The organism is Methylobacterium guangdongense (genome assembly GCF_038442355.1).
Taxonomy (GTDB): domain Bacteria; phylum Pseudomonadota; class Alphaproteobacteria; order Rhizobiales; family Beijerinckiaceae; genus Methylobacterium; species Methylobacterium guangdongense.
The window spans coordinates 1-25,012 of record NZ_JBBXMX010000001.1 but is presented as its reverse complement, the minus strand read 5'-3'; the positions used below and the strand labels follow the sequence as shown (position 1 = coordinate 25,012).

Sequence of the window (25,012 nt, the reverse complement as noted above, 5' to 3'; positions counted from 1 at the left end):
CATCGCAAGGTTTTTCCGGTCATCGCGCCGTCGCGCTGCCGGCCTCTCCGGGCCGGTGCGCGGGCTCATCGTCGGGCGCCCGCAGGCGGTAGCCGACGCCGGTCTCGGTGAGCAAGATCCGGGGGCGCTCGGGGTCCGCCTCCAGCTTCTGGCGGAGCTGGCGCATATAGACCCGCAGGTACTGCGGATCGGACGAGGCCGGGACCGAACGCATCAGTTGCGCGTGGGTCAGCACCTTGCCGGCGTGCAGGACCAGCACGCGCGGGAAATCATATTCGCGCGGGGTGAGCTTCACCTCGGCGTCGTCCACCCTCACGATCCGTCGCACGAGGTCGACCGAGAGACGATCGACGCGGAACACCGGGCGCTCGCCCCGGGCGGCGAGCTGATGGCGCATGGCCGCACGCAGGCGGGCGAGAAGCTCCGCCATGCCGAAGGGCTTGGTGACGTAGTCGTTCGCCCCGAGATCGAGCGCCTCGACCTTGCCGGCCTCGTCGTCGCGGCTCGACAGCACCACGACGGGCAGGTCGGGATACTGAGCCCGCACGGCGCGCAGAAGCTCGTGGCCGCGCATGTCGGGCAACCCGAGATCGAGGATGATCAGGGCCACCGCCTCCCGGCCGAGCAGCGTCAGGGCGGTCCGGGCGTCGGACGCCTCCAGCACGCCATAGCCCTGCGTGGACAGGCCCATGCGCAGCAGCTTGCGGATCGGCGGCTCGTCGTCGACGACCAAGATCGTCGGGCTCATGCGGCGATGTCCCTCGCGGCGGACCGGGCCGCGACCGGCAGGGCGATGGTGAAGCAGGCCCCGCGGCGATCGGACCGGTTCGCGGCCGTGACCGTCCCGCCCATCGCCTCCACGAAGCCCCGGGCGATGGCGAGGCCCAGCCCGGTCCCGGCCCGGACCCGGTCCCCCTTCCGGGCCCGGTAGAACTTGTCGAATACGCGTTCGGTGTCGGCCTCCGGGAGACCGTCGCCCTCGTCGAGCACGGTGAGGCGCATGTCGGCCCCCTCCCGCAGGGCCCGGACCGTCACGGCCGAACCCTCCGGCGCATATTTGGCGGCGTTGTCGAGGAGGTTGACCAGGACCTGCTCGAACAGGACCGGATCGAGCGCCAGCGTCGGCAGCTCCGGGGCGACGTCCACGACGACGCGGTGACCGGCCAGGACCTTCTGGGTCCGCCGCAGGGCCGTGTCGACGATCTCGCCGACATCCTGAGCAGACAGATTCGGCGCGACCGCTCCGGCCTCCAGGCGGGTCATGTCGAGAAGGTTGGCGATGAAACGGTTCAGGCGCTCCGCCTCCTCGATGACGGTGCCGAGGAGCTCCGCTTTGGCCTCCGGGGGGAGGGCGTCTTCGAGGTCGCGCAGCGTGCTGGCGGCACCCAGCACCGAGGCCAGCGGCGTGCGCAGATCGTGGCTGATCGAGGTGAGCAGCGCCTGCCGGAGGCGGTCCGTCTCGGCCGCGCGCTCGGCCCGGTCGAGATCCTCCACGAGGCGCACCCGCTCGATGGCAAGCGCGCCCATGTCAGCCAGGGCGTCGAGGAGGCGGCGCCCCTCCGGCGTCAGGATCGGCCCGGTCCCGTCCGCGTCGAGGCCGATCACCCCGATCGTGCCGCGCCCCGTGCGCATGGGCAGGAACAGCCGCTTGGCCCCCGGCAGCGTGTCGGCGCCGCGGCCGGCCGGGCGATCGTTGTCGAAGGCCCACTGGGCCGCCGCCACGTCCGCCGCTTCCAGCATGTCCTCGGGCGGGTAGCCGGCCCGGACGGTGACGGCCTTGCCGTCCGGCAGGAGGAGGACCACGCGGACCTTGAGCATCGCCGCCACCTGAGCGCAGGTGGCCCACAGCACGTCGTCGAGGGTGCCGCAGGCGGCGAGCTTCCGCGAGAAGCCGAACAGGCGCTCCGTCGCCCGGGCCCGCCCCTGGCTCACCACCGCGACCCGCCGGGCCCGGGCCGCGAGGTTCGAGACCAGCACGGCCACCAGGGTGAAGAGCAGGAAGGCCGCGACGTTGGTCGGATCGGCGATGGTCAGCGTGTAGACCGGCGGCAGGAAGAAGAAATTGTAGGCGAGCGAGGCCGCCACGACCGCGGCGAGCGCCGGCCCGAGCCCCCAGCGCACCGCCACCGCCACGACGGCGGTGAGCAGGAACAGGTCGGCATTCTCGACGCCCGCATAGGGCTGCGCGAGAATCGCCGTTCCGAGCCCCGTGGCGATCGCCGCCATCGCGACCGCGTAGGGACGGATGTCGAAGCTGGAGCGCGGAGTCGCCACCGTGATGGCGCGCCGGGGCTGCGCCTCGTCCGGGACGGCCTCGCCCCGGACGACGTGGACGCTGATGTTTCCGCTGAGACGGATGAGATCGTGAACCACCGAGCCGTTGACGAGTTCGAACAGCCACGATCGGGTCGCCTTGCCCACGACGATGTGGTTGACGTTCGCCGAGCGGGCATAGTCGAGCACGTCGTCGGCGATGCGCCGGCCGCCCGGGAGCGTGACGGCATCGCCGCCGAGACGGTCGGCCAGCCGCAGGGCCTCGGCGATCCGGTCGCGCTCCACTTCGCGGAGCGAGGCTGCGCGGGCCCCCTCGATCACGAGCGCCGTCCAGGGGGCGTGCAGCCGGTCGGCGAGGCGCTTGGCGTAGCGCACGAGGCCCGACGCGCTCGCGTCCTCGTTCACGCAGACGAGCACGCGCTCGCCCGCCGCCCAGGGGCCTGCGATGGCGTTGGCCCGCATGTGGCTGAGGAGTTCGTCGTCGACCCGGTCGGCCGTCCGCCGGAGCGCCAGTTCCCGCAGGGCCGTCAGGTTGCCGCGGGAGAAGTAGTGCTTCAGGGCGCGCTCGGCGTTGGTCGGGACGTAGACCTTGCCGTCCTTCAGGCGCTGGATCAGGTCGTCGGGGTTGAGATCGACCACCTCGATATCGTCGGCTCGGTCGAGAACCCCGTCGGGCACCGTCTCGCGCACGCGGATCCGGGTGATCGACGCCACCACGTCGTTCAGGCTCTCGACGTGCTGGATGTTCAGCGTCGTCAGGACGTCGATGCCGGCATCGAGCAGTTCCTCGACGTCCTGATAGCGTTTCGGGTGGCGCGAGCCCGGGGCGTTGGTGTGGGCGAGTTCGTCCACCAGCGCCAGCGCCGGCCGGCGGGCGAGGAGCGCGTCGAGGTCCATCTCCTGCAGGACGGTGCCGTGATACGGCACGGACCGGCGCGGGATCGTCTCGAACCCGTCGAGCAGGGCCTCCGTCTCGGCGCGGCCATGGGTCTCGACCACGCCCACCACCACGTCGGTTCCGGCCTTCAGGCGGGCGCGGCCGATCGTCAGCATCTCGTAGGTCTTGCCGACGCCGGGCGCGGCGCCGAGGAAGACCTTGAGCCGGCCGCGAATCCGCTCCTCCCGGCGCGCCGCTTCGAGGAGCGCATCGGGGGAGGGGCGGTTCGGGTCGCGGCCGGTCTCGGGCATGGGTCCCCTATAACGCGGCTCAGCGACGCGCGAGATCGTCGAGGGCGAGGTTCAGCGCCAGCACGTTGACGCGCGGCTCCCCGAACAGGCCGAGCGTGCGGCCCTCGACGTGGGACGCGACCAGCGCGCGCAGCTGATCCTCGTCGATTCTGCGATCCTTGGCGATGCGCGGCACCTGGAAGTCGGCGGCCGCGGGGGAGATATCCGGATCGAGGCCGGAGCCGCTGGTGGTGACGAGATCGACCGGCACCGGCGCGGCGGCATTCTCGGCCCTGAGGGCCTCGAGGTCGCTCTTAATCCGCTCGGCCAACGCCGCGCTGGTCGGACCGAGATTCGAGCCCGAGGAATTGGCCGCGTTGTAGGGCGCCGGCACCGTCTTGGTGGCATCAGCCGGGTCAGCCGCCGTCGTGGCCGAGGGGCGGCCGTGGAAATAGCCGGCCCCCGTGAAATTCTGCCCGATCAGGCTCGAGCCGATGATCGTGCCGTTGCGCACGATCAGGCTGCCGGCCGCCTTGGCGGGAAAGATTGCCCCGGCGAGGCCCGTCATGGCGAGGGGGTAGGCGAGGCCGGTGATCACCGTCAGCGCGGTGAGCAGGACCAAAGCAGGGCGAAACTGTCTGAGCATGGTGGGTCTCCGAGGGACCGGTTCAGGCGAGGTGGAGGGCGCTGACGGCGAGGTCGATCGCCTTGATGGCGACGAACGGCACGAGGACGCCGCCGAGCCCGTAGATCAGCAGGTTCCGGCGCAGCAGCGCGGCGGCGCCGACGGCCCGGTAGGTGACGCCGCGCAGCGCCAGCGGGATCAGCGCCACGATGATCAGCGCGTTGAAGATGATCGCCGACAGGATGGCGCTCTGCGGCGAGGCGAGATGCATCACGTTGAGCGCCTGGAGCTGCGGGTAGAGCCCGAGGAACATCGCCGGGATGATCGCGAAGTACTTCGCGACGTCGTTGGCGATCGAGAAGGTCGTGAGCGCGCCGCGGGTCATCAGCAGCTGCTTGCCGATGCCGACGATCTCGATGAGCTTCGTCGGGTCGCTGTCGAGGTCGACCATGTTGCCGGCCTCGCGGGCCGCCACCGTGCCGGTGTTCATCGCGACGCCGACATCGGCCTGGGCGAGGGCGGGGGCGTCGTTGGTGCCGTCGCCGCACATGGCGACGAGCTTGCCGTCCGCCTGCTCCTTGCGGATCAGGGCCAGCTTGTCCTCCGGGGTGGCCTGGGCGAGGAAGTCGTCGACGCCGGCCTCGGCCGCGATCGCCGCAGCCGTCATCGGGTTGTCGCCGGTGATCATCACCGTGCGGATGCCCATCTGGCGCAGCTCCGCGAAGCGCTCGCGGATGCCGCCCTTCACGATATCCTTCAGATAGACGACGCCGAGCAGCCGGCCGTCGCGGGCCACCGCCAGCGGCGTGCCGCCGGCCTTGGCGATCGTCTCCGCGATGGCGCGGATCTCGATCGCCGCCTGGCTCTCAGCAGCCGACTGGAACGCCAGCGCGGCGTTCGAGCCGCGGCTCGGCAGGGGCTGGCCCGAAAGCGCAGTGATCACCGCATCGACCGCGCCCTTGCGGATCGAGGCGCCCTCCAGGTCGACGCCCGACATGCGGGACTGCGCGGTGAACGGCACGAAGGTGGCGTTGAGGCCGGCCATGTCGCGGGCGCGGATGCCGTACTTCTCCTTGGCGAGCACCACGATCGAGCGGCCCTCGGGCGTCTCGTCGGCCAGCGAAGCGAGCTGGGCGGCATCCGCCAGCTCCTGTTCGGAAACGCCCCTGACCGGCCGGAACTCGGTGGCCTGCCGGTTGCCCAGCGTGATCGTGCCGGTCTTGTCGAGGAGCAGCGTATCGACGTCGCCCGCCGCCTCGACGGCCCGGCCCGACATGGCGAGCACGTTGAACCGCACCAGCCGGTCCATGCCGGCGATGCCGATCGCCGAGAGCAGCGCCCCGATCGTGGTCGGGATCAGGGTGACGAACAGGGCGACGAGGACGATCACGGGGATCGATCCGCCGGCGTAACTGGCAAAACTCGGGATCGAGGCCACCGCGAAGACGAAGACGAGGGTCAGGCCGGCGAGCAGGATGTTGAGGGCGATCTCGTTCGGGGTCTTCTGACGGGACGCGCCTTCGACCAGGGCGATCATCCGGTCGACGAAGGTGGATCCCGCGGCCGCGGTGATGCGGACCTTGATCGCGTCCGAGAGCACCTGCGTGCCGCCGGTCACCGCCGAACGGTCGCCGCCGGATTCGCGGATCACCGGGGCGGATTCACCCGTGATGGCGGCTTCGTTGACCGAAGCGACGCCTTCGACCACCTCGCCGTCGGAGGGGATCAGGTCGCCGGCCTCGACGAGGACGACGTCGCCGACCTTGAGCGATGTGCCGGGCACGCTCTCGTAATTTCGGCCCTGCCCGGTGAGGCGCTTGGCCGTCATCTCGGTGCGAGTGCGCCGCAGGCTGTCCGCCTGGGCCTTGCCGCGGCCCTCGGCCAGCGCCTCCGCGAAGTTGGCAAAGATCAGGGTGAACCACAGCCACAGGATGATCTGGCCCGAGAAGGCGAGGTCGCTGCCGCCGGTGATCAGGTCGCGGGCGAACAGGATCGTGGTGAGGATTGCCACGACCTCGACCACGAACATGACCGGGTTGCGGATCATGGCGCGGGGGTCGAGCTTCCGGATGGAGCCGAGGAGGGCCGGCCCGACCAGGGCGGGGCTGAACAGGGACGTCGTCTGACGAGACATGGATGGTGTCCGAAGGGATGCGGGGGCCCGGCGCAGAGCGCCGGGCGCTGTCGGGCTCAGTGGACCAGCATGCCGCTGGTCAGGGCGTAGGCCGCCAGGAGGGCGAAGCCGCCGAGCAGCACGACGCCGAGGAGCGCCAGCACGAGATCGGAGGTCCGCACCGGCTGCGGGCCGCCACGCCGGGGCGGCGGCCGATGCAGCACGAGGTGATGGCGCGGCAGGCGCCGGGCGGGGAGGGCGCGCGGCATCTCAGCCCCCCGTCGAGAAGGTCTGGCCGGCAGCCCCCGCGAGGTGCTCGACCACCGGGCCGAGCGCCAGGGATGGGAAGAAGGTCAGGCCGCCGATAATCAGGATCACGCCGACGAGGAGCCCGACGAACAGGCCGCCATGGGTCGGGAACGTACCGGCCGACGCCGGGACCGTCTTCTTGGCCGCGAGCGAGCCCGCGATGGCGAGCACCGGGATCTTCACGAAGAACCGGCCGACCAGCATGCCGATGGCCAGGGTGCTGTTGTAGAACAGCGTGTTGGCCGTGAGCCCGCCGAAGGCCGAGCCGTTGTTGGCCGCCGCCGATGTGTAGGCGTAGAGGATCTCGGTGAAGCCGTGCGGGCCGGCATTGGCCGGGCCGGCGAGCCCCGCCGGCAGCACGGTGGCGAGCGCCGTGAAGCCCAGCATCATCAGCGGCAGGCAGAGGATGCCCAGCATGGCCATCTTCACCTCCTTCGCCTCGATCTTCTTGCCGAGGTATTCGGGGGTGCGGCCGACCATCAGGCCCGCCACGAAGATCGCTACGATCACGAAGATCAGCATGCCGTAGAGGCCGGCGCCGACGCCGCCGATGATGATCTCGCCGAGCTGCATGTTGAGCAGCGGGATCAGGCCGCCGAGCGCCGTGAACGAATCGTGCATGGCGTTGACGGCGCCGCAGGAGGCCGCCGTGGTGATCACCGCGAACAGGGCCGAGGCGGCGATGCCGAAGCGGGTCTCCTTGCCCTCCATGTTGCCGCCGGTCAGCCCGAAGCTGTCGAGCACCGCGCTGCCCTGGGCTTCGGCCCAGTAGGTGACGAAAACGCCCGCCAGGAACAGGATCCCCATGGCGCCGAGGATCGCCCAGCCCTGCCGCTCGTCGCCGACCATACGGCCGAAGACGTTGGTCAGCGCGGCGCCGATCACGAAGATCGAGACCATCTGGACGAAGTTCGACAGGGCGGTCGGATTCTCGAACGGGTGGGCGGCGTTGACGTTGAAGAAGCCGCCGCCGTTGGTGCCCAGCATCTTGATCGCCACCTGGCTGGCCACCGGCCCGAGCGCGATGGTCTGCTTGGCGCCCTCCAGCGTCGTGACGTCGGCGTAGGGCGCCAGCGTCTGCGGCATGCCCTGCCAGACCAGGAACAGGGTGTAGGGGATGCAGATCGGCAGCAGCACGTAGAGGGTCGCGCGGGTCACATCGACCCAGAACGAGCCGATCGTGCCGGACGAGGCGCGGGCGAACCCGCGGATCAGCGCCACCGCCACCGCGATGCCGGTCGCCGCCGACAGGAAGTTCTGGTGCGTCAGCCCCAGCATCTGCGACAGGTACGAGAGCGTGGTCTCGCCGCCGTAGGACTGCCAGTTGGTGTTGGTGATGAAGCTCGCCGACGTGTTGAACGCGAGGTCGGGCGCCACCGCGGTCTGGTCCGCCGGATTGAGCGGCAGGACGGCCTGCAGGCGCAGGATCGCGTACAGCACCGCGAAGCCGAGCACATGGAACAGGATGACCGCGCCCGTATAGGAGAGCCAGTGCTGCTCCTGACGGGCATCGATACCCGAGACGCGATAGAGCCCGCGCTCGACGGGGCCGAGCACGGGCGAGAGGACAGTGCGCTCACCGGTGAAGACCCGGGTCATGTACGACCCGAGGGGCTTCACGAGCGCCAGAACGACCGCGCAGTAGAGCGCGATCTGGATCCAGCCATTGAGGGTCATGGGAAGGGGGTCCTGCGGGGCCGCTCAGAACCGCTCGGGGCGGACGAGGGCGTAGGTGAGGTAGACGAGGAGGCCCGCGGTCACGCAGGCGCCGAGGGCGAGGTCGAGGGTCACGGCGGCCTCCCTCAGAGCCGGTCGCAGAGGGCGGCGTAGCCGGCCGAAGTCGCGAAGAAGGCGAGCGCCCCGGCGACGAAGAGGATGTCGAGCATGGTGGTCTGTCCGGTCCGGCGGACCGGCCGCGGAGGCTCCACGACCGGCCTTGGCCGACGGAGAGAATGGCCGCAAACCGCGTTAGGGTTCGAGCGCGGTCCGGGGGCGTCGGTCTAAGGATCGCATTAGGATTCGGCGCCGAGCCCGGCGGCGGAGCCGGGACTGGACGGACGCCATCGGGGTCAGCCCGGATAGGCATTCACCCTGCCTGAACCAGCCAACGCGCCCGCGGCTCATGGATTTAAAGCGTCGCGTGCCGTCGATCAGCTTGCGCGCATCGGTCAGATTGGATTAGTTCCAATCTGGGATGCCTGATGTTGACTCATTCGCCGCTTGGCGTGCCCTGACCCCCGGGCAGCAGGTGATGCTGCGCCGACTTGAGCGTGAAGGCTTCCTGTCGGCGCCGGGCCCCTGGGAGATGCGCACCGTGCGGTCTCTCCTCGCGCGCGGGTTGGTCAGGCCGAGGCGTCCAGGGGACGTGGCAGCCGGGCTCTGGTTTCTCAGTGCGAAGGGGGGCCGTATCCTTCCGCGGGACGCCGACGCGATGAACGCCGTCGGCTTCCCGATCGCGCGCCATCCCTGATCCTGTCGCGGCTTGGTCCGCCGCGACGGTGACACCCAGATGTGATGCGAGGCGGTCGCGCTCGGGTTGCGCCGGCTTTCGCCCGCGGCAATGGTCGGTCGGATGACGCAACCGTCCGGCCGCCGCGACGTCCGGCGACCCGGCCTGAGGATCGCCATGAAACGCTTACTGGGCGCGTTCGCGTTACTCGCCGTCGCGCTGGGCGGAGGTTCCGTCGAAGCCAGGGTCACGCGGCTCGAGATCGCCGACCGGCAACCCTACGGCACCTTCGCGGCGGGGGATTACGTCCGGCTCGATGGAACGGTGCATGGGGAACTCGCACCGGATGGCCACGCCATTCCCGATCTCGACAAGGCCGAGCGCACCAAGGACGGCAAGGTCGCCTACGCCGCGCGGGTCATCCTGATCATCCCGGCCGATCCCGCCGCGGGCAACGGCGCGCTCCTCGTCGACGTACCGAACCGCGGCAAGGCCTACGCGAACGCGCTCTACAACAGCCCCCGCACCCTCCCGATGCAATCCGGCAACCTGGAACCCGGCACCGGCTTCCTGGAGGATCACGGTTACGCGATCGCGGAAGTCTATTGGGAGCTCGGGCGGGGCGCAGACCTGCCGGCTTTCACCGACCCGGACGGGAAGCGGCGTTTCATCGAAGGCGTCGGCTTCGCCATCGTGCGCGATACGGCGGATTTCCTCGCCCATGCGGCGGCCGATGCTGCGGGAACGCGCAACCCGCTCGCCGGGACGATCAATCGGACGCTCGGCACCGGCAAATCCCAGGACGGCCGGTTCCTCAAGACCTTCCTGCTGCACGGCTTCAACGTCGCCGAAGGGCGGCGCGTGTTCGACGGCCTGCATGTCTTCGTCTCCGGCGCGGGTCTGCTGCCGATCCTGCAATCCGGCACCGGTCCGCATTCGAGCGGCGACAAGACCCCCAACTTCGCCGACCCCGAGTTTCCCGGCGTGAACGACGGGCCGCTGACGATCGGCGAGATCGTCAAGACGGTCGAGGCGCGCGGGGAAGTGCCGCCCCGGATGATGCTGCTCAATTCGACGGTGGATTATGCGTCGCTGCGGGCCTCGCTGGGCCGGACCGGTGCCCACGGCACCGCCGACCTGCCGCTGCCCGCCAACGTGCGGATGTACGACGTCGCCGGGTCCTCGCATGTCACCGTGGTCAAGGCGGAGAGCTGCGAACGCCCGCCCGGCCGGCTCGATTGGGCGCCGGTCGCCCGGGCAACCCTGCAGCGCCTCGACGGATGGGTGGAACGGAACGCACCGCCACCCGCGACACGGCTAATGCCGCTGCAGCCGGCGACCGGCGATCCGAACGTCCTGCAGGCACCGAAGGCGCTTCCGGACGCGGTGGTGCAGGTGCCGCAGCGCGATGCGGACGGGAACCCGATCGGCGGCGTCCGGCTGCCCGATATCGCGGTGCCGCTCGGAGTCAGCGGCGGCCAGAACGCCCCGCTCACCACGTTCACCTGCTCCCTGGTGGGCGCCAATCGGCCGTTCGCACGCACCCGCGACGGGAACGACACCGGCCTGCCGTCGCTGGCCGAGCGGTACAAGAACCAGCAGGACTACGTGAACCGCGTCCGGGTGGCGGCGCGTGCCGCGGAGGCCGAGGGTTTCCTGCTACCGGCGGACGTCGCGGTGATCGTCAACGCGGCGGCGGAGACACCGCTGTTCGGCCTCCCTGCGGAGACGGCGCCGCCGCGCTGAGGGCGGCGGCTCAGGGGGCCTCCGGCTCGTGGTTCAATGAGCCGATGAAGCGCGCGGAGCGCGACCGCGGGCCGGTCCGACGCATCGCGGGCCCGGTCGAGGGTGCGCAGCGGCCGGAGCGCTGCGCAACCAGTATCAACGCTGAATCGGTTCGACGCGGCGTCGCCGAAGCGACACCGCGTCGATGATCAATCAGTTGTAGGGAACAGGTGAGTTTGATTGCAGGCGGGCATCTAAAACATTGCAAATACTCGTCTTTTTTTCCAAGCTTCAATAGAGTTCGGCTGCAGTGAAGGGGGTTGTTTGATAGTGCTATTGTTGACATTAGACACAAAGGCAAAAAAATGCCCCGGCATAACCAGGGCATTTTCGTAATCAAAAACTTTATCGAAACTTCAAATTTGGCAGCGCTTCAACTTCATCTCTTTTGTAATAAACCTTACCTACGTCATATGAAGACGTAACGGGATAAATTTGATTACTCCTTAAAATGGACTTCACCGAATTCCCTTTTGTGGCGGATGCAATTTGGATTTCGCTGAGGGCAATATAATTTTTTATAAAATCATCAACAGATTCGGATCTGACATTGTATCGTTCATGATAATACTCAGGGCATCTTCCAGGTATCTCGTTAATCAGCCCTAATCTAATAATCTTACGCGCCAAAACATAATGTAACTTCAGCTTCCGGGCTGCTTGATCCACGCTGATCCCAACGCCTGGAAATAGGGCGGGCCGCACCTGGTCGGGCCTGACCCGTATCGACATGTAACCGAGCTCGTCCGAGCGACGACCGACCCACGGAAGTCGACGGTTCTGGATGAGGCTGACGATGTCCATCGCACCGCATGGCACCCTCTTCGCCGCGCGTGGAATGGAGAATGCCCCCTCGACCTCGCGATCGAGAACCTCGGCACCGTCCAAGAGCGACAACATCAGCGCGTCGACCTCCTTCACGTTGAACGCGAGCAGCCGCTTCGTCGACCCGCCGTTGGGGTACACCGGGCGCAGGAAGCCGGCATGGAACAGGAGTTGGGCCTGGACACGCGGGGCGTTGATGTAGGCGGATACCTTCGTCAGCCCCTTGGTCCCGCAGAGCTCGGCCAGGAACGGGGCACTGGCCTCCGCCGAAAACATCACGAGGTTATCGGCAAGGTCGGCATGTTCGTCGCCGATGAACCCGGCCTCCCGCAGCAACTTGCGGAGCCGCTTGGGATGGACGCCCGTTTCGCGTGATGCGGATCGGATCGAGTGGACCTGTCGTTCATTAACCGACTGTCCCAGGCACACCTTACCCGAGCCGATGGGCAGGGATGCTGCGACGGCATCCCGAACCAGGCCGCGAAGCCGTTCCATGTCCTGCGTGTCTCGGTTGTCGGAGAACCAGGCATGAAGGCTGCCGAGGGCCGCTTGCGGTCCTCCGTTGGCCGACCTCGTGACGTCCCCGCGAACGAGACCGAGGATGAAGGTCCGGATCGCGTCCTCACCGGCCGTCGCCATGTCGCACCCGAACTGGGCGGCGATCCTGAGCTGGCTCTCGTCCAGCTTGCTCGACCGCTGGCTGCAGCCATGCAGCCCGACCGTTCCCAGCACTTCGCAGAAGCGCGCGGCCACGCCGGTCGCGAGACCATCCAGCAATGGTATCCCACCGCCATCACCGACGATGCGCCGGAGCAGGTAATCCTCCAGCCTCGTCGTCTCCACCGGCGCGGTGGTCTCGACCAGCCGGGATAGATCCGAAGCGTGTGGTCGAACGGAAGCCGCGAAGTCGTGAACCGTCCTCCGCTCCGAGGGGAGGATCGCCAGGGGAGTGCTGTGGAGGTGGCAGGTCCGGATGAACGAAATCTGCCACCAAGTCCGGCAGTACATCGCGGCATCCGGCGGTAGTGTCGAGCCCTCCGCATCCTGCAGAAGACAGGCAGGGCACACCCGTAGCCGCGCTCGGGACATCCACTGTCGATCGAAGCGTTCGGCGCCCAGGAGCCGAACGTTTTCGTCGATCTTACGAAAGGTTGACGCGAACAACCGGTTCGGATCGACACCGGCGAGTTCTGCGAGACGTTGGATCGCGGCCGGCTCGCCGTCGATGACCTGGCGGAACAGCATACCCTGGTCCTCGCAGAACGAGCCTGCCAGGGGGATGCCGTTGCGCGCGGCGAGTCGCGACACGAGACTGGTTGGGGTCTCGCAGGCCATGTAGGGGACGGTCATGCGAAGGGACGTCATCACCTGTCCTTCCCTTTGATCGAGGGCTTAGTCCGCTCGTCGCTGGCCTCCTCCTCGTCGCGGACCACAATCATGCGCCAGACATCAACCTTCCTGTAGTCGCTGCGTCTGTAGGGATTCCACTCCGGGGCATTGCCGGTACGGTCCGCGAAGGCCTTGGCGAAGTGGGTACGGTCGAGGATCGTGGACTTCGCGCCGAGCGCGTACCGGATCGCCCCATGGATCTCCTCGATGATGACGCCGAGGCGGTGGTCACCGGCGTGGACGAGGCGGGGCAGCAGCGACAGTTCGTAGCCGACCTCGACGCCGAGGTTGGCGATGCCAGCGAACTTAGTGACGGCCGCCGTCAACATCTTGAGGTCGGCCGGCAGTTCGACGGACGGTAGCTGAAAGGCCGTCGTCCGTCGGGAGAGCTGGACATCCGGGGTGATGAACCGCGTGATTTCCGGCAGTCCGCTCAGGATCACCGCAATCGGGTGGTCGGGATCGACCATCAGGGACTTGATCGTGTTTCTGAGCTTCTCGCGCTCTGAGACGTCCCTGAGCTGGGTAGCGTGCTGGGCCTCGTCGATGTGGAGAACGAGGATCCCGAGCGCCTTCAGGCGCTTGTGCACGATGCCCCAGATCTCAGGCCCCGAGACGTTCCGTCGGGCGATCTCGTAGCCGGTCCGGGCCAGCACGACCCGGCCCAGCTCCTTGACGCCGCAAGGGCTCGGAGCGGTCACGCTGATCACCGGGCAGTCCGACAGCGGGTGGCCATAACCGAACGTCGCCGGATGGGTCGACAAAAGTCGGTCGATGATCCGGGTCTTGCCGGCGCCGGACTCCCCCAGGACGAGCAACATGTTTGCCTCGCGCCGGCCCTTCCCCGGATCGTGATCCTGTTCGGTGGCACGCTCCTGATCGGCGACTTGGTCGCGATGGTCTTGGTCCTGGTCCGGCACGAGCACGGGCTTGCGCCGCTCGACCAGGTCATGGAGGAGGCGTTCGAAGTGGTCGCGCAGGAGGGTGTCGCGCCGGGTGCGCACATACTTATGGCGAACCGCTTCCATCGCGGCGTGGGTGCGGTCGCCATTGTGGCCGAGGGCTTCGCGGATCCGAGCAACGGGGTCGCGTCGGTCGGGGGTCTGGGTGGCGTCCATGTCTTAATCCTCAAAATCGAAATCGTCGTCGATGGTTGGGTCCGCGTTGGGTGTGTCCGTTGCCGGCGTGGGGTGTTCGACCGTCTTGCCGGGTGGGATCGGCGGTTCCGTTGGGTTGGGCGGGGCGTCCGGCAGGAGTGCATCGCTCCGGACGCCGGTGACCGGGGCGCCGCCGGTGAGGGGGTCCTCGGGCGTGGCTGCGGCCTGGACCGGATCGGGGAGGCGGAAGCCGTAGAGGACCGATCTATCGAGATGATTGATCTGGGCCGTCGTCGGCGTCGGATCGGCGATGCCCTCGCGCATCTGCGCGCCGGCGCTCACCGCCTCGATCGATCGGATCGCCTCCAGCACGATGGGCTCGGTCAGGGCGGCCGCATCCACGTTGACACGCCGCATCTCGCTGGCGGCTTCCACCCACGTCCTCAGGGCGACGCCATGCATTTCCCGCCTGACGCATCGAGCAACATGCCAGGCCTTGCCGATCCGGACCGAGATCTCGCCCACGTCATGAGGATCGAGCTTCACCTCGATCTCCTGCTTCCCCCTATCGAGAAAATGGCGGACGAGCTCCTCGCTCCAGTATCGGAGACCGAGGATGCGGATTCCTTCGTTGCCCAGGGTCCTGATGAGCGGGATCCCAAAGACCGACCGCAAGGTGTTCGGGTCCGGGGGGGCGGTCACGTCGTAGAGTTCGACGGCCTGGAGCCAAGCGTTCCTAGGTGTGGCCCCTCCCAATCCCTCGTGCGGAGTGGCGTGGTAGACGTCGACGACCCAGCGCACGATGACCCAGGCCAGTTCGAGGGTATCGAGGTTCGCGAGTGCCTTGGCGGGGTAGTCGCCCCGCGTGAGCATGTTCTCGAAGGTCCGCCCCCTGAAACGGGCGATCAGCCGCGTGTGGACGGTCCGGAAGAAGCGCTCGATCGTTCCCCTAAGCTGCGGCAGCCCACCCGGGGGGATCAGGTGCGTGGAGCCCAGGCCCGCGACCGCGAGGCCGAACTGGTCGCTTGTGAAAACGGCTCCGCCATCCGTCGCGATGCACTCGCCCGAGCCTGCCATATCCCAAGGCAGGAGAGCACCGACCGCATCGGCGAAGGGTTGCTTGTCGCTGACCATCATCCGGAGCACGGCCAAGGCATCGGCGGTCGTCGGCGTTTCCGAGAGGTGCATCCCAAGGATCACCTTGGTGGCACAGTCGATGGCGACGCAGAGGTGCATCCGGGCGATGCGCCTCCGCTGTTGCCGGTTCAGCTTCGCCCAAAGGCCGACTGCCACTAGGATGTTCATGAGATTGACCGTCCAATGGTCCATCTCGACGCGCTGGAGCGGTTGGACCGCCCCGACACCCTGGCTCGCGATCGTCTTGCTCTTGCGGGCTCTGGCGATGCCGTCGCGACCGGCGACGACACGGATGTCGCTCAATCCATCAAGGAAATCGTTGAGCTGACGGCGCGAGGGGCAAGGGATCCGGTCCTCCTCGCCGCGATCCGCATTCAAGGCGTCGATCGCCACGCGCATATCGACCAAAAGCTGCTTCTTGGACGCGCCACCGAGGCTGCTGCGCTTGCGCCCCATCTCGTCGAGGACAGCCGCGGCTTCCTGGCCGATAGGAGCGGGCGCGGCGCCGCAATTCTGGTACTCGTCCCTCATTCCCCAGACGGTGCCGCCGCCGCGCTTGTACTTCGCCCACCACTTCCAGAAGGTCGGCGCGCCAGGCATCTTCCTGAGCCCGGCCCCTGGATCGCCCGACGCGGTGACGCCGACGCGGCGACCGCCCCTACGAGCCGACCCATCGACACCCCGGTCGAGGTCGACCCTAGACTTGCGCCGCTTGGCCGACGCCCCGGTCGTGGGTTGAACCTTGGCGCATTCGAGCTGGAGGATCTCCTGACCGACGATCGCGAGGCCGCGCTCGATGTCCCCTTCCGAGAAAGCGATCCTTCCCTCTCGATGGAGGCGCTCCATCCGCTGACATACCTGGTGCTTGAAGTGGGCCTTCGGGCGCTCCTCCATCCTCACGTCATCCATGGAGGCCGCCGCGCTCTTGGCACGCCGGGCCAGAGCGACCGGATCGTAGTGATCGCGCTGGTAGCCGTAGCCTGGCTGCTTCACGAGCTCGTCGATCCGCTCGTGGGTGAGCGACACGCCGAGCTCGGGCATGTCGTCCCGGCGAAAGGCCCAGCCGGTCTCGGTGCGCTGCGGGCGGCAGTACGGGATGCCGGCCAGCGTGATGCGGTCGTGGGGGCCGAGCCTGAGCTTTCGGGCGGGCCGGCGATGCCGGATAACAGTCATCAAGTGGCTCCTGTTACGGAGCTGGGCTCGACGCGGGTGGCGTAATCGATGCCCCTGGGACCGACGATTCGGAGCGTGCCGCAGCCGACGAGACGCACGACGCCGCGGAACGCCGCACCCTTCAGGCCGCTCGACCGTACGAGTTCCCCGACGGTCGTCTCGCCCTGGAGCGAGGCGACGATGCCGGCGAGCACGCGGTCGACATCGGGACGGCGGTCACGACGCACCATGCGGACGAGCTGGGCGTCGCGCACCACCTCGCGCGGCAGATGCCGCTCAGAGACGCGGACGATACGGTCCGCGATGGCTGGGTCGATCTGCGCCGCAATGGTGCGGTTCTCGCCATCGAGATCGATGCCGAGCGCCTTATCCTCGGGCTTGACCGAGACGAGGATCCTCGAGCCGTCCGTGAGCGTCACCCGAAGATCGAACACGCGCTCGCAGCGGCGACCGAGGCCGTCGACGAAGGCGATCGGCCCGACCTGTTCCTCGATGTCGACGACGTCGGGCCTAGCGAGGAAGACCTCGATGGCCTTCAGCTCCAGGCCGCTCTCGAAGGCGACGCGGCGGCGTATCGGGCCGTTCGTCAGGGTGGTCCCCCGCACGTTTCCCTTGGAGTGTAGGGAGATGCCGCGTGAGGCGATCGATGCCTCCGGGGGTTGATAGGGCGGCGGATATGCCGTCGCGATCGGGCGGGGATCGGCGGCGTGAACATGGGTGGGGAGGGGCATCGCCGGTCACCGTGTCAATGCCGCAGCCATGAGGGATCGTCCGATGGCACTTGCCATCGGCTGCAGGACGTGCAGGGTCGATCCGCTGGGCTAGCGGCTACGCTGGTTTGGTCAGTTCCGCCGCGAGGCGGGGTGAATACGTCGATCCGGTGCCTGCAAGCTTATCGGATCAACGCTCGATCAAGGGCGCTTCGGGGGATAACTTGGAGCGCCCTTTATTCTACCGAGCCTAAACTGCTCATCGCGCGCATGCTGAGTACTTCAACTTGTATTCCAGGCTGCTTTCGATGTTGATCATGCGGTAGCTGCCATCGACGTGATCGGAAGCGAGGCTCGTGCGGATCCCCAAGATCGGGATGAGATGCGACGGCACCCGTGACTGGCAGCGGGGTCGTCCCAACTCGCAGGCTCGATGGCCGGCAGGTACGCCGGTAGCTTCAGAGGCGCTGCTTCGAGTTCGGAAGGCATGTTCGTCGACGGGCGTTCGGCCGGAAGGCCGATGTTTCCAGTATTTGACGGATGGGTCGTCGATGCACCGATCGTCACGTTTGTTCTCCTACCAGGCGCGCATTAACCAGCGCGACCGAAAGCCTCGACATGAGCCCGGCGGGCCCGCATTGCGTGTTGCGAGGGGAGTCCGAAGGTGAGATACCGAAGTGGTCCGCAGCGCGGACAAGACTCGGCGGTCGCCCAGGTGGAAAGCCCGTTCGTGACCCTCGGTTGCCCCGGTGGCGGGATCTCTCGGCGCAGTTGTCAGCTGGCGGACCGCAGATCCTCTGGGTACTCTTGTATGCGCGAGGCCTGGCAGGGCCGCGCGCATCCAACAGTCTATTCCTCACCAGCCCGGACGAATTCGCAGCGATGCTACGCGTTCGACAGGCGCGAGTAACCCAGCCCCAGGTATGGGGCGTCGGATGTTATGATCGGGGTGCCATCAGGCTACGTGGTCCTGGCCGACGATGCGGCTTTTGCCTCGCCTGAGCTTCGGAGAATGCTCAGGTGTGCTGGGACCTCAGGGTCGACCGCGGCGCATGGTCTGAGCGCCTCCGAAGGAAATCGGCCGTTGGCAACCTGTGCCAGGTACAGCGGACGTTGGCAAATGGAGTCTGATGACTCCTTCCGTTTTGGTTAATGTCGCGTGAGGCGCCCGATATTCCGCATCCGGCCACTCAGGAAGATGGCGGCACACGGCGTCGGTGCTTCGATATAGCGATGAGGGTGTTCGGTTGCAGACCGTCGCGCAGATCGATCGCAAGATCCCCTCTACAGACGAGGGATAGGACAGCCTCGAACGGATCGTACCCGCGATCTCTGATGCTCGGAACCAGATCGGAGATGCTGTGCTGCCGTCCGTCGCCGACGGCCAGGAGTATCCGCAAGCGGTCGCCGATCTGGATCGGCAATTTACGCGTCGCCCATACGGCGCGGGCATCCGATGCCCGGGGATCGGCCAGTACGACGGATCTCCGCAGAAATACACCGCTGTGCGGGATCGGACGATGCAGCAGGTCGTCCGTGTCGCGGAGTGCGGTGACGTGGATTGCCGTCCCGTCCGACATCAGGCGAAGGCTCAGTGAATTGTCGCCTTCGAACGTAGGATGTTCATGATCAATTTGGTCGATCGCCGGATCCAACGTGACCTGTATCAGCAGATCGCGATGCCATCTCGATGTATACGGAATCGGGCGGGCCGTCTTGAACGAAATGAATCCAGGCTGATGTACCGTTCGATCCGAACAGGGTCGAACGTCGGCTTCTATGGCTTCGACCTGCATTTTGATTGACCTTCATTCTGCTCGATCGGTCGCCCTGGACCCAACCATCGGCGATCGTCTCGAACATGGATGCTCATATTTCTCCGTCCTGGTGTCGATGGGTCGTCGTCTTCGGCCCGGAACTCAGGTGATCCAGTCATACCAGTGGTGGGCTTACAAAAAAGGAAATATTTTCCGGTTGCGCGATGTGATGTCCGAGTCGAGGATATCGGTGAGCGTCAGGTCGTTCGTTGCGTGTGAACACGAATTTTTAACGATCAAATGATCGCCGTTGTTTTACTCGGAGCGATCTCGACGCAAGCAACTGGCTGATCAATTCTCGGGCTGGGATCCCGCGCAGTCCTTCGCCTGGTCGATCCACAGTCGCACCGCATCCACGAACTCACGTCCCGCTCCCGTTCGCGCTGCCCGCTCCGCCAGCTCGTTCATGACCTTGGTGGCCGCACGCGCGAACGCCTTCTCCTCGGTAAGATCTCGCCCCGCTTCGACCTTGGGTCCGAACGGCATCTCCAGGCTCGTGATCGTGTCGATCAGATAGCAAATCTCTGCCGGCGGCCCTTTGCTTGTCCAGTTGTGGACCGTTCTCTCGGTCACGCCAATCTCCGCAGCAAAGCCGATCTGCGTGCGTCCCAAGAGCCGCAGCCTGTGCTTGAACTCCGATCCGTTCATGAGGCGTCGACCACCCTGTTGCGCACTGAAGGAACCGTATCCGGATCGCGATGGGTAACACGTTGTAGACGATCAAGTCCTTATCGAAGGAACGACGAGGTTTTCGCAGCAACCGGTCTAGGGTGTTTCGCTCCATGGGGTTCGGGAAGAAATCCCCCGTCGTCCGGGAGCCCCGGCCATACCACATCTTCCGGGGGAGCCGGCTCGGCACCTTCGATCCCGCGTTGACGGAAACGATCTCGATCAGACGAACCCTGATCGACGGTGCGGCAGGTAGTGCGTCAGCGGACGCGGCGCAGGCATCCTTACGGACGGATCTTGGCTTCATCGGTTTCGGCATCAGGGTCTACAAGGGTCGGTATGCCTTCGCATCCCGCGACGAAGGGCAGATCGAGATCGAAACGTTGGGGGTGCGCAGCTGCATCGTCGTGACGTTCACGAATCTCGATCGGAGGATCGTAGGCTTGCTTCGGTTCGATGGTGCTGGCTCGGACGGAATGCTGCTGTCCGAGTTCATCGAGGCGGCCAATCAAAGGACACGAGCCGGAGACCGAACCAAAATCGAAGTCCACGGAGGACGACCCGCCGAAGGCGAGGTGCTTTCTGCGACCATGCTGAAGAGAGGGGAGGCGGTGCGCGCCATCGACGACATGATAGAAAACGCACCCGCGCCCCTGGAGGACCGAGGAGCATTCTACGATCGCGATTCTGGCGTACGATGGATAGACGGAGGTCGCTTCGATCTGCGGATTGATAACTGGAACGGCAAAATATCGATCTTATCAGGCAACTCCGGATCGTGACGTAGCTGCGTCACGGGAGCTCTTCCGACGCTCTCTGTACGGGTCGCAGACGGTCACTAGTCGACCGGACTTCCGCCTCGGGGAGCATCGGTGAACGTGACGTGCCATCGATACGTCGTCGGCACCATCCACAGGCAAGGCGACGGATTGGCTTTGGGCGTCTTTCATCTGTTCACTTTTCGTTCTAGTGTCCGGCATCGCCTATGAAGCAGGCGATCTCCTGAGGCCGACGCCAGTCGAGTGTTCCGATCTCATCGGGCCAACCGCGTCGCAGCGTCCAGAACAGCCTTTATGCTGACGGCCGTGCGAAGCCATGGCCGCGGGAGATTCCCAATGCTCGACACATGTGCGCACTTGGGGGAGCACGATCAGCTTCAGCCGGTCGTGGCCCCATCCGATCAACTCGCCGCCGCATTCCTCAAACAACTCGCGCACGAAGAGCGCGTGCGTCTCAAATCGGATGTTCCATACGGGAGGGAGATCGCGGAAGCGGGGTTCGCAGTCCCGTATGACGGGGACGATCCAGTCGAGCAGCTCATCGCGCTCGACGAGGTGGACCGGCAAATCGCGCACGTCCCCATCCCGGCGGATCTAGCGGCCGTCGCAGTTCTAGTCGCCCGAGCCATCGAGGCCGAACCCGGTCTGCTGCGGCGCCTGCGCCGCGAGGCCCCCGTCGTCGTCCTCGCGACGCACGTTCCCGAGTTCGTCGAGCCGGCGCGCGCGATCCTGGAGACGTGTGCCTTCCGGCCCGACAGGAAGGTGCAGGATCTCTCTCAGTCGAGGTCGATGGTGTTCCGAAAGGGCGACATCGGGCTTTTCGTCCGCGACGGGGCCAGCAAGGATCATCGCGTGGACATCGGCAACGATATCGTCGGTCGCGCTCTGCACGCACGGGGTCCGCTGGTCGGCATCGCACCCGATCCGAACCGACAGCTGCCGCGCGATCTTCTTCGAGCGGCAGATCATCGGCTCGCGTTGCCGAGCTTGGATCAGCATGGACTCGACCTCGTGATCGAGGCTGTTGTGGGCGGCCGACCGACGCGCGGGATCGATCCGGATCTGTTGCGTACGCTCGACATCGCCGATCTGCCAGTGGCCTTGCGGACCATGATTTCGCCCGACGCTTGCATCGACGCGATCGCCAAGGTGCTGGCTGAGAAGGCCGACTATCTGGATGCCGGCCCTGGGTTGGAGGAACTGCACGGCTATGGTGCGGCCAAGGACTGGGGCGTCGCGCTCGCCGCCGATCTGCAGGAGTACAGATGCGGAAGCCTGGCATGGGCCCAGATCGATAATCGGGGTCTGCTTCTCTCGGGGCCACCTGGCGTAGGTAAGACTTCCTTTGCCCGCGCCCTGGCGAAGACCGCCCGTGTACCTCTGGTGTCGACATCGGTCGCGGACTGGAACAGCGCCGACTACCTGAGCGGTACTCTCAGGGCGATCCGCAACGCGTTCGCCCGGGCCCGCGCCCTTGCACCCTCCATCCTCTTCATCGACGAGATCGACGGGATCTCGGACCGCACGACGATCCGAGGCGAGCACGTCCAGTACTGGACACAGGTCGTGAACTGCCTCCTGGAGCATCTAGCAGGGATCGAGGATCGACCCGGCGTGGTCGTCGTCGCGGCGACAAACCATCCCGACCGCATCGATCCCGCCGTCAGAAGGGCAGGGCGCCTGGATCGGGAAATCGCGATCGAGAAACCGGATGCAACGACGCTCGCCGGGATCTTCCGTCATTACCTTGGTTCAGACACGCTTCTTGAGATGTCGCCGATGCCGCTGGCACTCGCAGCGCGGGGTTCGACAGGTGCCGACGTCGAAGCTTTCGTACGCCGCGCCCGGGGAGCCGCACGACGTGCAGATCGCGAGATGACCTTCGAGGATGTGTTCACTGAGATACGGCAGGGCCGCCGGCCGTTACCCGGGCCTGCTCGGCAACGGATCGCGATCCACGAGGCCGGTCACGCGGTCGTCGGCCGAGCGACCGGCCTCGGCTGCATCGTCGACGCCTCGCTCCACGACAACGGCGGCGAGCTCGTCCTGGACCATGTGATCGACGGCGATGCGACGCTTCCACAGCTCGAGGCCGTGATCGAGCTCGCCCTGGCTGGCCGCGTCGCGGAGGAGATCGCCTTCGGCAACGGTTCCATCGGCGTTGGTTTCGGACCGACCTGCGATCTGGCCAAAGCGACCGCGATCGCATGCGACATCGAATTGCGGTTCGGCCTCGGCAGTTTCGGTCCGATCCACGTCGCCGCGACGACCAGCGACCTTCTCCTTGTCAAAGGTCTTATCGAGCCGGTCGCCGCCCGGCTGTCCGCAGTCGCCGAGAGGGCTCGCAAAGTTCTCACGAAACGATGGGCGCAAGTCGAGATCATTGCCTCCGCGCTGGATGACGCCGGCTACTTGGCGGGTACCGAGATCGACGCCCTCATGGCCGGGATCGACCCTCATGGCGGGATTGCCGAACTTCGGGGCTCCGACGTTTCAAAGAGGGGCCTCTGATGTTCGCACTTCCCCCTGACGAGCCGGAAATCGGCGATCTCCAACCGCTCCACGACGCAATTGAAGACCTTTGCGAAGTCGTAGGCGGCGACCGCGAGTCCGTTATACGCGGCCTCGCGGAGATCGTGCGGCGGCGCGCCGAATTTGAGGCTCTGCGGCAGATGGACATGGATCAATAGCTAACGCAGGCGACAGCCCTGCTCGTCGCGGGGCCGTCGCATCGACGTCAAGAATTCGTTCGCCTGTCCGGCTATTACTATTAAATTGAAACGCCTATCATAGTTGTTTAGATGTCTCTGACGGCATGCTAAAAGCCATCATTGCTATTCGCAATCGTGATCGGCCCCCACGCGGTGGTCTAAGAGCAAAGTTAGTGCGCGGTGGGCTGGGGTCGACCCGGTTTATGGTCAACGACCTATGCAAGTGCTTGGGCTGTGACAGCTTGATTGGCGAAGGCTCGGGGCGTCAAGCCGCCCAGGGCCGTATGGGGTCGATCTTCGTTGTAGTGGCACCTCCAGTCCTCGATACGCTCGCGGGCATCGGCCAGCGACAGGAACCACGAGGCGTTCAGACATTCCGCCCGTAGGCGGCCGTTGAACGACTCGATGTAGGCGTTGTCGGTCGGCTTGCCCGGTCGGGAGAAGTCGATCTCAACCCCGGTCAGGTATGCCCACTGATCGAGCATGCGTCCGGCAAACTCCGGTCCATTGTCGACCCGCAGGCTCTTGGGCCGCCCCCGCAACCGGACCAAGGCGTCCAGGGCCTCGGTGACTTGGAAGGCACGGAAGTTGGCTCTCGGTGTGAGCGAGAGCGCCTCTCGCGTATGGCAATCGAACGTCAGGATCCGGAACGGACGTCCGTCGAATAGGCGATCAGACATGAAGTCCATGGCCCAGACCTCGTTTGGGCCGCTGATCGCCGGCCGCCCTTGCCGGTAGCGCCAGGCTCGTTTGCGTTTGGGTAGCTTGGGTCGGATCGACAGCCCCTCGTCCCGGTAGATCCGGTAGGTGCGCTTGTGGTTCACCTCCCAGCCCTCCCGCCGTAACAGGATGTGCAGCCGCCGGTAGCCGTAGCGTACCCGTGCGGCAGCGAGCTCCTTCAGCCGCATGCGAAGCGCCACCTGTGGGTCGGAGCGCTTCCTGTAACGCTGGGACGAGCGGCCGAAACCGGTGGCTTGGCAGGCCCGGCGCTCGCTGATGTCGTAAGCCCCCTGCAGGTGACCGGCGACCTCGCGGCGAGCGGCAGGCCTTACCACTTTCGATTGAGCACATCCTGCAGCATGGAGCGGTCCAGCGTCAGGTCGGCCACCAGTTGCTTGAGCTTGCTGTTCTCGTCCTCCAACTGCTTGAGCCGGCGGATCTCCGGCACCCCCATGCCGACGAACTGCTTCTTCCAGCGGTAAAACGTCGGCTCGGACACGCCCATCTTCCGGTAGACTTCGTCCACCGTGGCGCCGTTCTCCGCCTGTCGCAGGGCAAAGGCGATCTGCTCGTTCAAGAAGCGTTTGCGAGGCATGGCATCCACCCTCCTTCAGGGTTCAGGATGCCCGGAAAACTTGCGCTCAGCGTGGACCAGTTTGCCGGGTCAGGGTCAGCTGACCTGACCGGCTGGCTTTGGACCGGGCTGATTGAGAGGATCAGCCAGGACCGAAGGAGTCGGACATGCGGCGAGGTCAGAAGACGAGCGCGGAGCAGGTGGTACTGAAGCTGCGCCAGATCGAGGTGCAGACAGCCCAGGGCAAGAGTCTGGCCCTGGCGTGTAAGGAGGCGGAGATCTCCGAGCAGAGCTACTATCGCTGGCGCAAGGAGTACGGCGGTCTCCAAGTCGATCAGGCCAGGAAGATGAAGGACCTGGAGCGTGAGAACGCGCGGCTGCGGCGGCTGGTAGCCGATCTATCCTTGGAGAAGCAGGTGCTGGCGGACGTCGCCTCGATAAACTTGTAGCCCCCGAGCGGCGCCGGCAGGCGGTCGATGGCATCCGGGAGAAGTACGGCCTCTCGGAACGTCACGCCTGTCAAACAGCGTTGAACATTGACCCTGGATCGGCGTCGAACTTTGGTTCATCCGCATTTTCGGTGCTGGCGGGTGGCTCGGGCGTTGATCAGCGTTGTGGCCCGAGGGCAGCACGATGCCGATCTCCAACCCGTCGATGCCGTCGGTCCCGGACGGTGTTCACGTCGATGA

At 66.3% G+C, this 25,012-nt stretch carries 19 protein-coding genes and 1 pseudogene; 5 read left to right on the top strand and 15 right to left on the bottom strand.

What is annotated here, in order from left to right; all coding sequences use genetic code 11:
* Nucleotides 1-19: 19 nt before the first annotated feature.
* From AAHG09_RS00100 to AAHG09_RS00065, 8 genes are read right to left on the bottom strand one after another with little or no spacing between them, the layout of a single operon-like run.
* Nucleotides 20-748: a response regulator transcription factor gene (locus AAHG09_RS00100; RefSeq protein WP_342104271.1), complete on the bottom strand. Its 729-nt coding sequence runs from the start codon at nt 746-748 to the stop codon at nt 20-22.
* On the bottom strand, nt 745-3,462 hold the full coding sequence (locus AAHG09_RS00095; protein WP_342104269.1) for a sensor histidine kinase KdpD: 2,718 nt from the start codon (nt 3,460-3,462) through the stop codon (nt 745-747). Before AAHG09_RS00095 ends, AAHG09_RS00100 begins: the two co-directional genes overlap by 4 nt.
* A gap of 19 nt (nt 3,463-3,481) precedes the next feature.
* On the bottom strand, nt 3,482-4,087 hold the full coding sequence (locus tag AAHG09_RS00090) for a K(+)-transporting ATPase subunit C (RefSeq protein WP_342104267.1): 606 nt from the start codon (nt 4,085-4,087) through the stop codon (nt 3,482-3,484).
* A 22-nt stretch (nt 4,088-4,109) separates the two neighbouring features.
* On the bottom strand, nt 4,110-6,200 hold the full coding sequence (kdpB, locus tag AAHG09_RS00085; protein ID WP_342104265.1) for a potassium-transporting ATPase subunit KdpB: 2,091 nt from the start codon (nt 6,198-6,200) through the stop codon (nt 4,110-4,112).
* A 56-nt stretch (nt 6,201-6,256) separates the two neighbouring features.
* Nucleotides 6,257-6,448, bottom strand: a complete 192-nt coding sequence (locus AAHG09_RS00080) for a hypothetical protein (RefSeq protein WP_342104263.1) — start codon at nt 6,446-6,448, stop codon at nt 6,257-6,259.
* Nucleotide 6,449: 1 nt separating this feature from the next.
* Nucleotides 6,450-8,165 (bottom strand): potassium-transporting ATPase subunit KdpA, encoded by a 1,716-nt coding sequence (gene kdpA / locus AAHG09_RS00075; protein WP_342104260.1) that lies wholly within the window; start codon nt 8,163-8,165, stop codon nt 6,450-6,452.
* 24 nt (nt 8,166-8,189) lie between these two features.
* Entirely contained in the window at nt 8,190-8,279 is a 90-nt protein-coding gene (locus AAHG09_RS00070) for a K(+)-transporting ATPase subunit F (protein WP_020091582.1), read from the bottom strand.
* A gap of 11 nt (nt 8,280-8,290) precedes the next feature.
* Nucleotides 8,291-8,416: a hypothetical protein gene (locus tag AAHG09_RS00065; RefSeq protein ID WP_342104258.1), complete on the bottom strand. Its 126-nt coding sequence runs from the start codon at nt 8,414-8,416 to the stop codon at nt 8,291-8,293.
* A gap of 698 nt (nt 8,417-9,114) precedes the next feature.
* Here AAHG09_RS00065 and AAHG09_RS00060 point away from each other — a divergent pair.
* Nucleotides 9,115-10,683, top strand: a complete 1,569-nt coding sequence (locus tag AAHG09_RS00060) for an alpha/beta hydrolase domain-containing protein (protein ID WP_342104256.1) — start codon at nt 9,115-9,117, stop codon at nt 10,681-10,683.
* A gap of 384 nt (nt 10,684-11,067) precedes the next feature.
* On the opposite strand, the gene AAHG09_RS00055 is transcribed toward AAHG09_RS00060, so the two are convergent.
* From AAHG09_RS00055 to AAHG09_RS00030, 6 genes are all read right to left on the bottom strand, one after another.
* A complete protein-coding gene (locus tag AAHG09_RS00055; RefSeq protein ID WP_342104254.1) occupies nt 11,068-12,897 on the bottom strand; it encodes a TniQ family protein in 1,830 nt (609 codons plus the stop codon).
* A gap of 14 nt (nt 12,898-12,911) precedes the next feature.
* Nucleotides 12,912-14,054: a TniB family NTP-binding protein gene (locus AAHG09_RS00050; RefSeq protein WP_342104252.1), complete on the bottom strand. Its 1,143-nt coding sequence runs from the start codon at nt 14,052-14,054 to the stop codon at nt 12,912-12,914.
* 3 nt (nt 14,055-14,057) lie between these two features.
* Nucleotides 14,058-16,343, bottom strand: a complete 2,286-nt coding sequence (locus AAHG09_RS00045) for a Mu transposase C-terminal domain-containing protein (protein WP_342104250.1) — start codon at nt 16,341-16,343, stop codon at nt 14,058-14,060.
* Nucleotides 16,343-16,948, bottom strand: coding sequence for a PDDEXK family nuclease (locus AAHG09_RS00040; protein ID WP_342104248.1), 606 nt, complete (start codon nt 16,946-16,948; stop codon nt 16,343-16,345). Before AAHG09_RS00040 ends, AAHG09_RS00045 begins: the two co-directional genes overlap by 1 nt.
* Nucleotides 16,949-18,243: 1,295 nt before the next feature.
* Nucleotides 18,244-18,849 (bottom strand): hypothetical protein, encoded by a 606-nt coding sequence (locus AAHG09_RS00035; protein ID WP_342104246.1) that lies wholly within the window; start codon nt 18,847-18,849, stop codon nt 18,244-18,246.
* A 312-nt stretch (nt 18,850-19,161) separates the two neighbouring features.
* Nucleotides 19,162-19,518, bottom strand: coding sequence for a helix-turn-helix domain-containing protein (locus AAHG09_RS00030; RefSeq protein WP_342104244.1), 357 nt, complete (start codon nt 19,516-19,518; stop codon nt 19,162-19,164).
* Nucleotides 19,519-19,742: 224 nt separating this feature from the next.
* Here AAHG09_RS00030 and AAHG09_RS00025 point away from each other — a divergent pair, with 224 nt between their 5' ends.
* The 3 genes from AAHG09_RS00025 to AAHG09_RS00015 all read left to right on the top strand — a co-directional run bounded on the left by AAHG09_RS00025 (nt 19,743) and on the right by AAHG09_RS00015 (nt 23,008).
* Nucleotides 19,743-20,321, top strand: coding sequence for a hypothetical protein (locus tag AAHG09_RS00025; RefSeq protein ID WP_342104242.1), 579 nt, complete (start codon nt 19,743-19,745; stop codon nt 20,319-20,321).
* A gap of 333 nt (nt 20,322-20,654) precedes the next feature.
* Nucleotides 20,655-22,829, top strand: a complete 2,175-nt coding sequence (locus AAHG09_RS00020; protein ID WP_342104240.1) for an AAA family ATPase — start codon at nt 20,655-20,657, stop codon at nt 22,827-22,829.
* Nucleotides 22,829-23,008 (top strand): hypothetical protein, encoded by a 180-nt coding sequence (locus tag AAHG09_RS00015; protein ID WP_342104238.1) that lies wholly within the window; start codon nt 22,829-22,831, stop codon nt 23,006-23,008. The genes AAHG09_RS00020 and AAHG09_RS00015 overlap by 1 nt, the downstream gene beginning before the upstream one ends.
* 236 nt (nt 23,009-23,244) lie before the next feature.
* Here AAHG09_RS00015 and AAHG09_RS00010 read toward each other — a convergent pair.
* Nucleotides 23,245-24,344 (bottom strand): IS3 family transposase gene (locus tag AAHG09_RS00010; RefSeq protein ID WP_342104237.1). Its coding sequence is split into 2 segments (ribosomal slippage): nt 23,245-24,083 and nt 24,083-24,344, totalling 1,101 coding nucleotides; the frame shifts between segments, so codons are not numbered across the junction.
* A 146-nt stretch (nt 24,345-24,490) separates the two neighbouring features.
* On the opposite strand from AAHG09_RS00010, the pseudogene AAHG09_RS00005 reads away from it, so the two are divergent.
* Nucleotides 24,491-24,846 (top strand): annotated as a pseudogene (locus AAHG09_RS00005) (transposase); the annotation flags it as partial.
* Nucleotides 24,847-25,012 lie beyond the last annotated feature (166 nt).

Excerpts from the sequence above, each read along its gene's own strand:
- AAHG09_RS00100 (WP_342104271.1), bottom strand. The coding sequence starts at position 748 with ATGAGCCCGACGATCTTGGTCGTCGACGACGAGCCGCCGATCCGCAAG.
- AAHG09_RS00095 (WP_342104269.1), bottom strand. The coding sequence starts at position 3,462 with ATGCCCGAGACCGGCCGCGACCCGAACCGCCCCTCCCCCGATGCGCTC.
- AAHG09_RS00090 (WP_342104267.1), bottom strand. The coding sequence starts at position 4,087 with ATGCTCAGACAGTTTCGCCCTGCTTTGGTCCTGCTCACCGCGCTGACG.
- kdpB (WP_342104265.1), bottom strand. The coding sequence starts at position 6,200 with ATGTCTCGTCAGACGACGTCCCTGTTCAGCCCCGCCCTGGTCGGGCCG.
- AAHG09_RS00080 (WP_342104263.1), bottom strand. The coding sequence starts at position 6,448 with ATGCCGCGCGCCCTCCCCGCCCGGCGCCTGCCGCGCCATCACCTCGTG.
- kdpA (WP_342104260.1), bottom strand. The coding sequence starts at position 8,165 with ATGACCCTCAATGGCTGGATCCAGATCGCGCTCTACTGCGCGGTCGTT.
- AAHG09_RS00060 (WP_342104256.1), top strand. The coding sequence starts at position 9,115 with ATGAAACGCTTACTGGGCGCGTTCGCGTTACTCGCCGTCGCGCTGGGC.
- AAHG09_RS00055 (WP_342104254.1), bottom strand. The coding sequence starts at position 12,897 with ATGACCGTCCCCTACATGGCCTGCGAGACCCCAACCAGTCTCGTGTCG.
- AAHG09_RS00050 (WP_342104252.1), bottom strand. The coding sequence starts at position 14,054 with ATGGACGCCACCCAGACCCCCGACCGACGCGACCCCGTTGCTCGGATC.
- AAHG09_RS00045 (WP_342104250.1), bottom strand. The coding sequence starts at position 16,343 with ATGACTGTTATCCGGCATCGCCGGCCCGCCCGAAAGCTCAGGCTCGGC.
- AAHG09_RS00035 (WP_342104246.1), bottom strand. The coding sequence starts at position 18,849 with ATGCAGGTCGAAGCCATAGAAGCCGACGTTCGACCCTGTTCGGATCGA.
- AAHG09_RS00030 (WP_342104244.1), bottom strand. The coding sequence starts at position 19,518 with ATGAACGGATCGGAGTTCAAGCACAGGCTGCGGCTCTTGGGACGCACG.
- AAHG09_RS00020 (WP_342104240.1), top strand. The coding sequence starts at position 20,655 with ATGCTCGACACATGTGCGCACTTGGGGGAGCACGATCAGCTTCAGCCG.
- AAHG09_RS00015 (WP_342104238.1), top strand. The coding sequence starts at position 22,829 with ATGTTCGCACTTCCCCCTGACGAGCCGGAAATCGGCGATCTCCAACCG.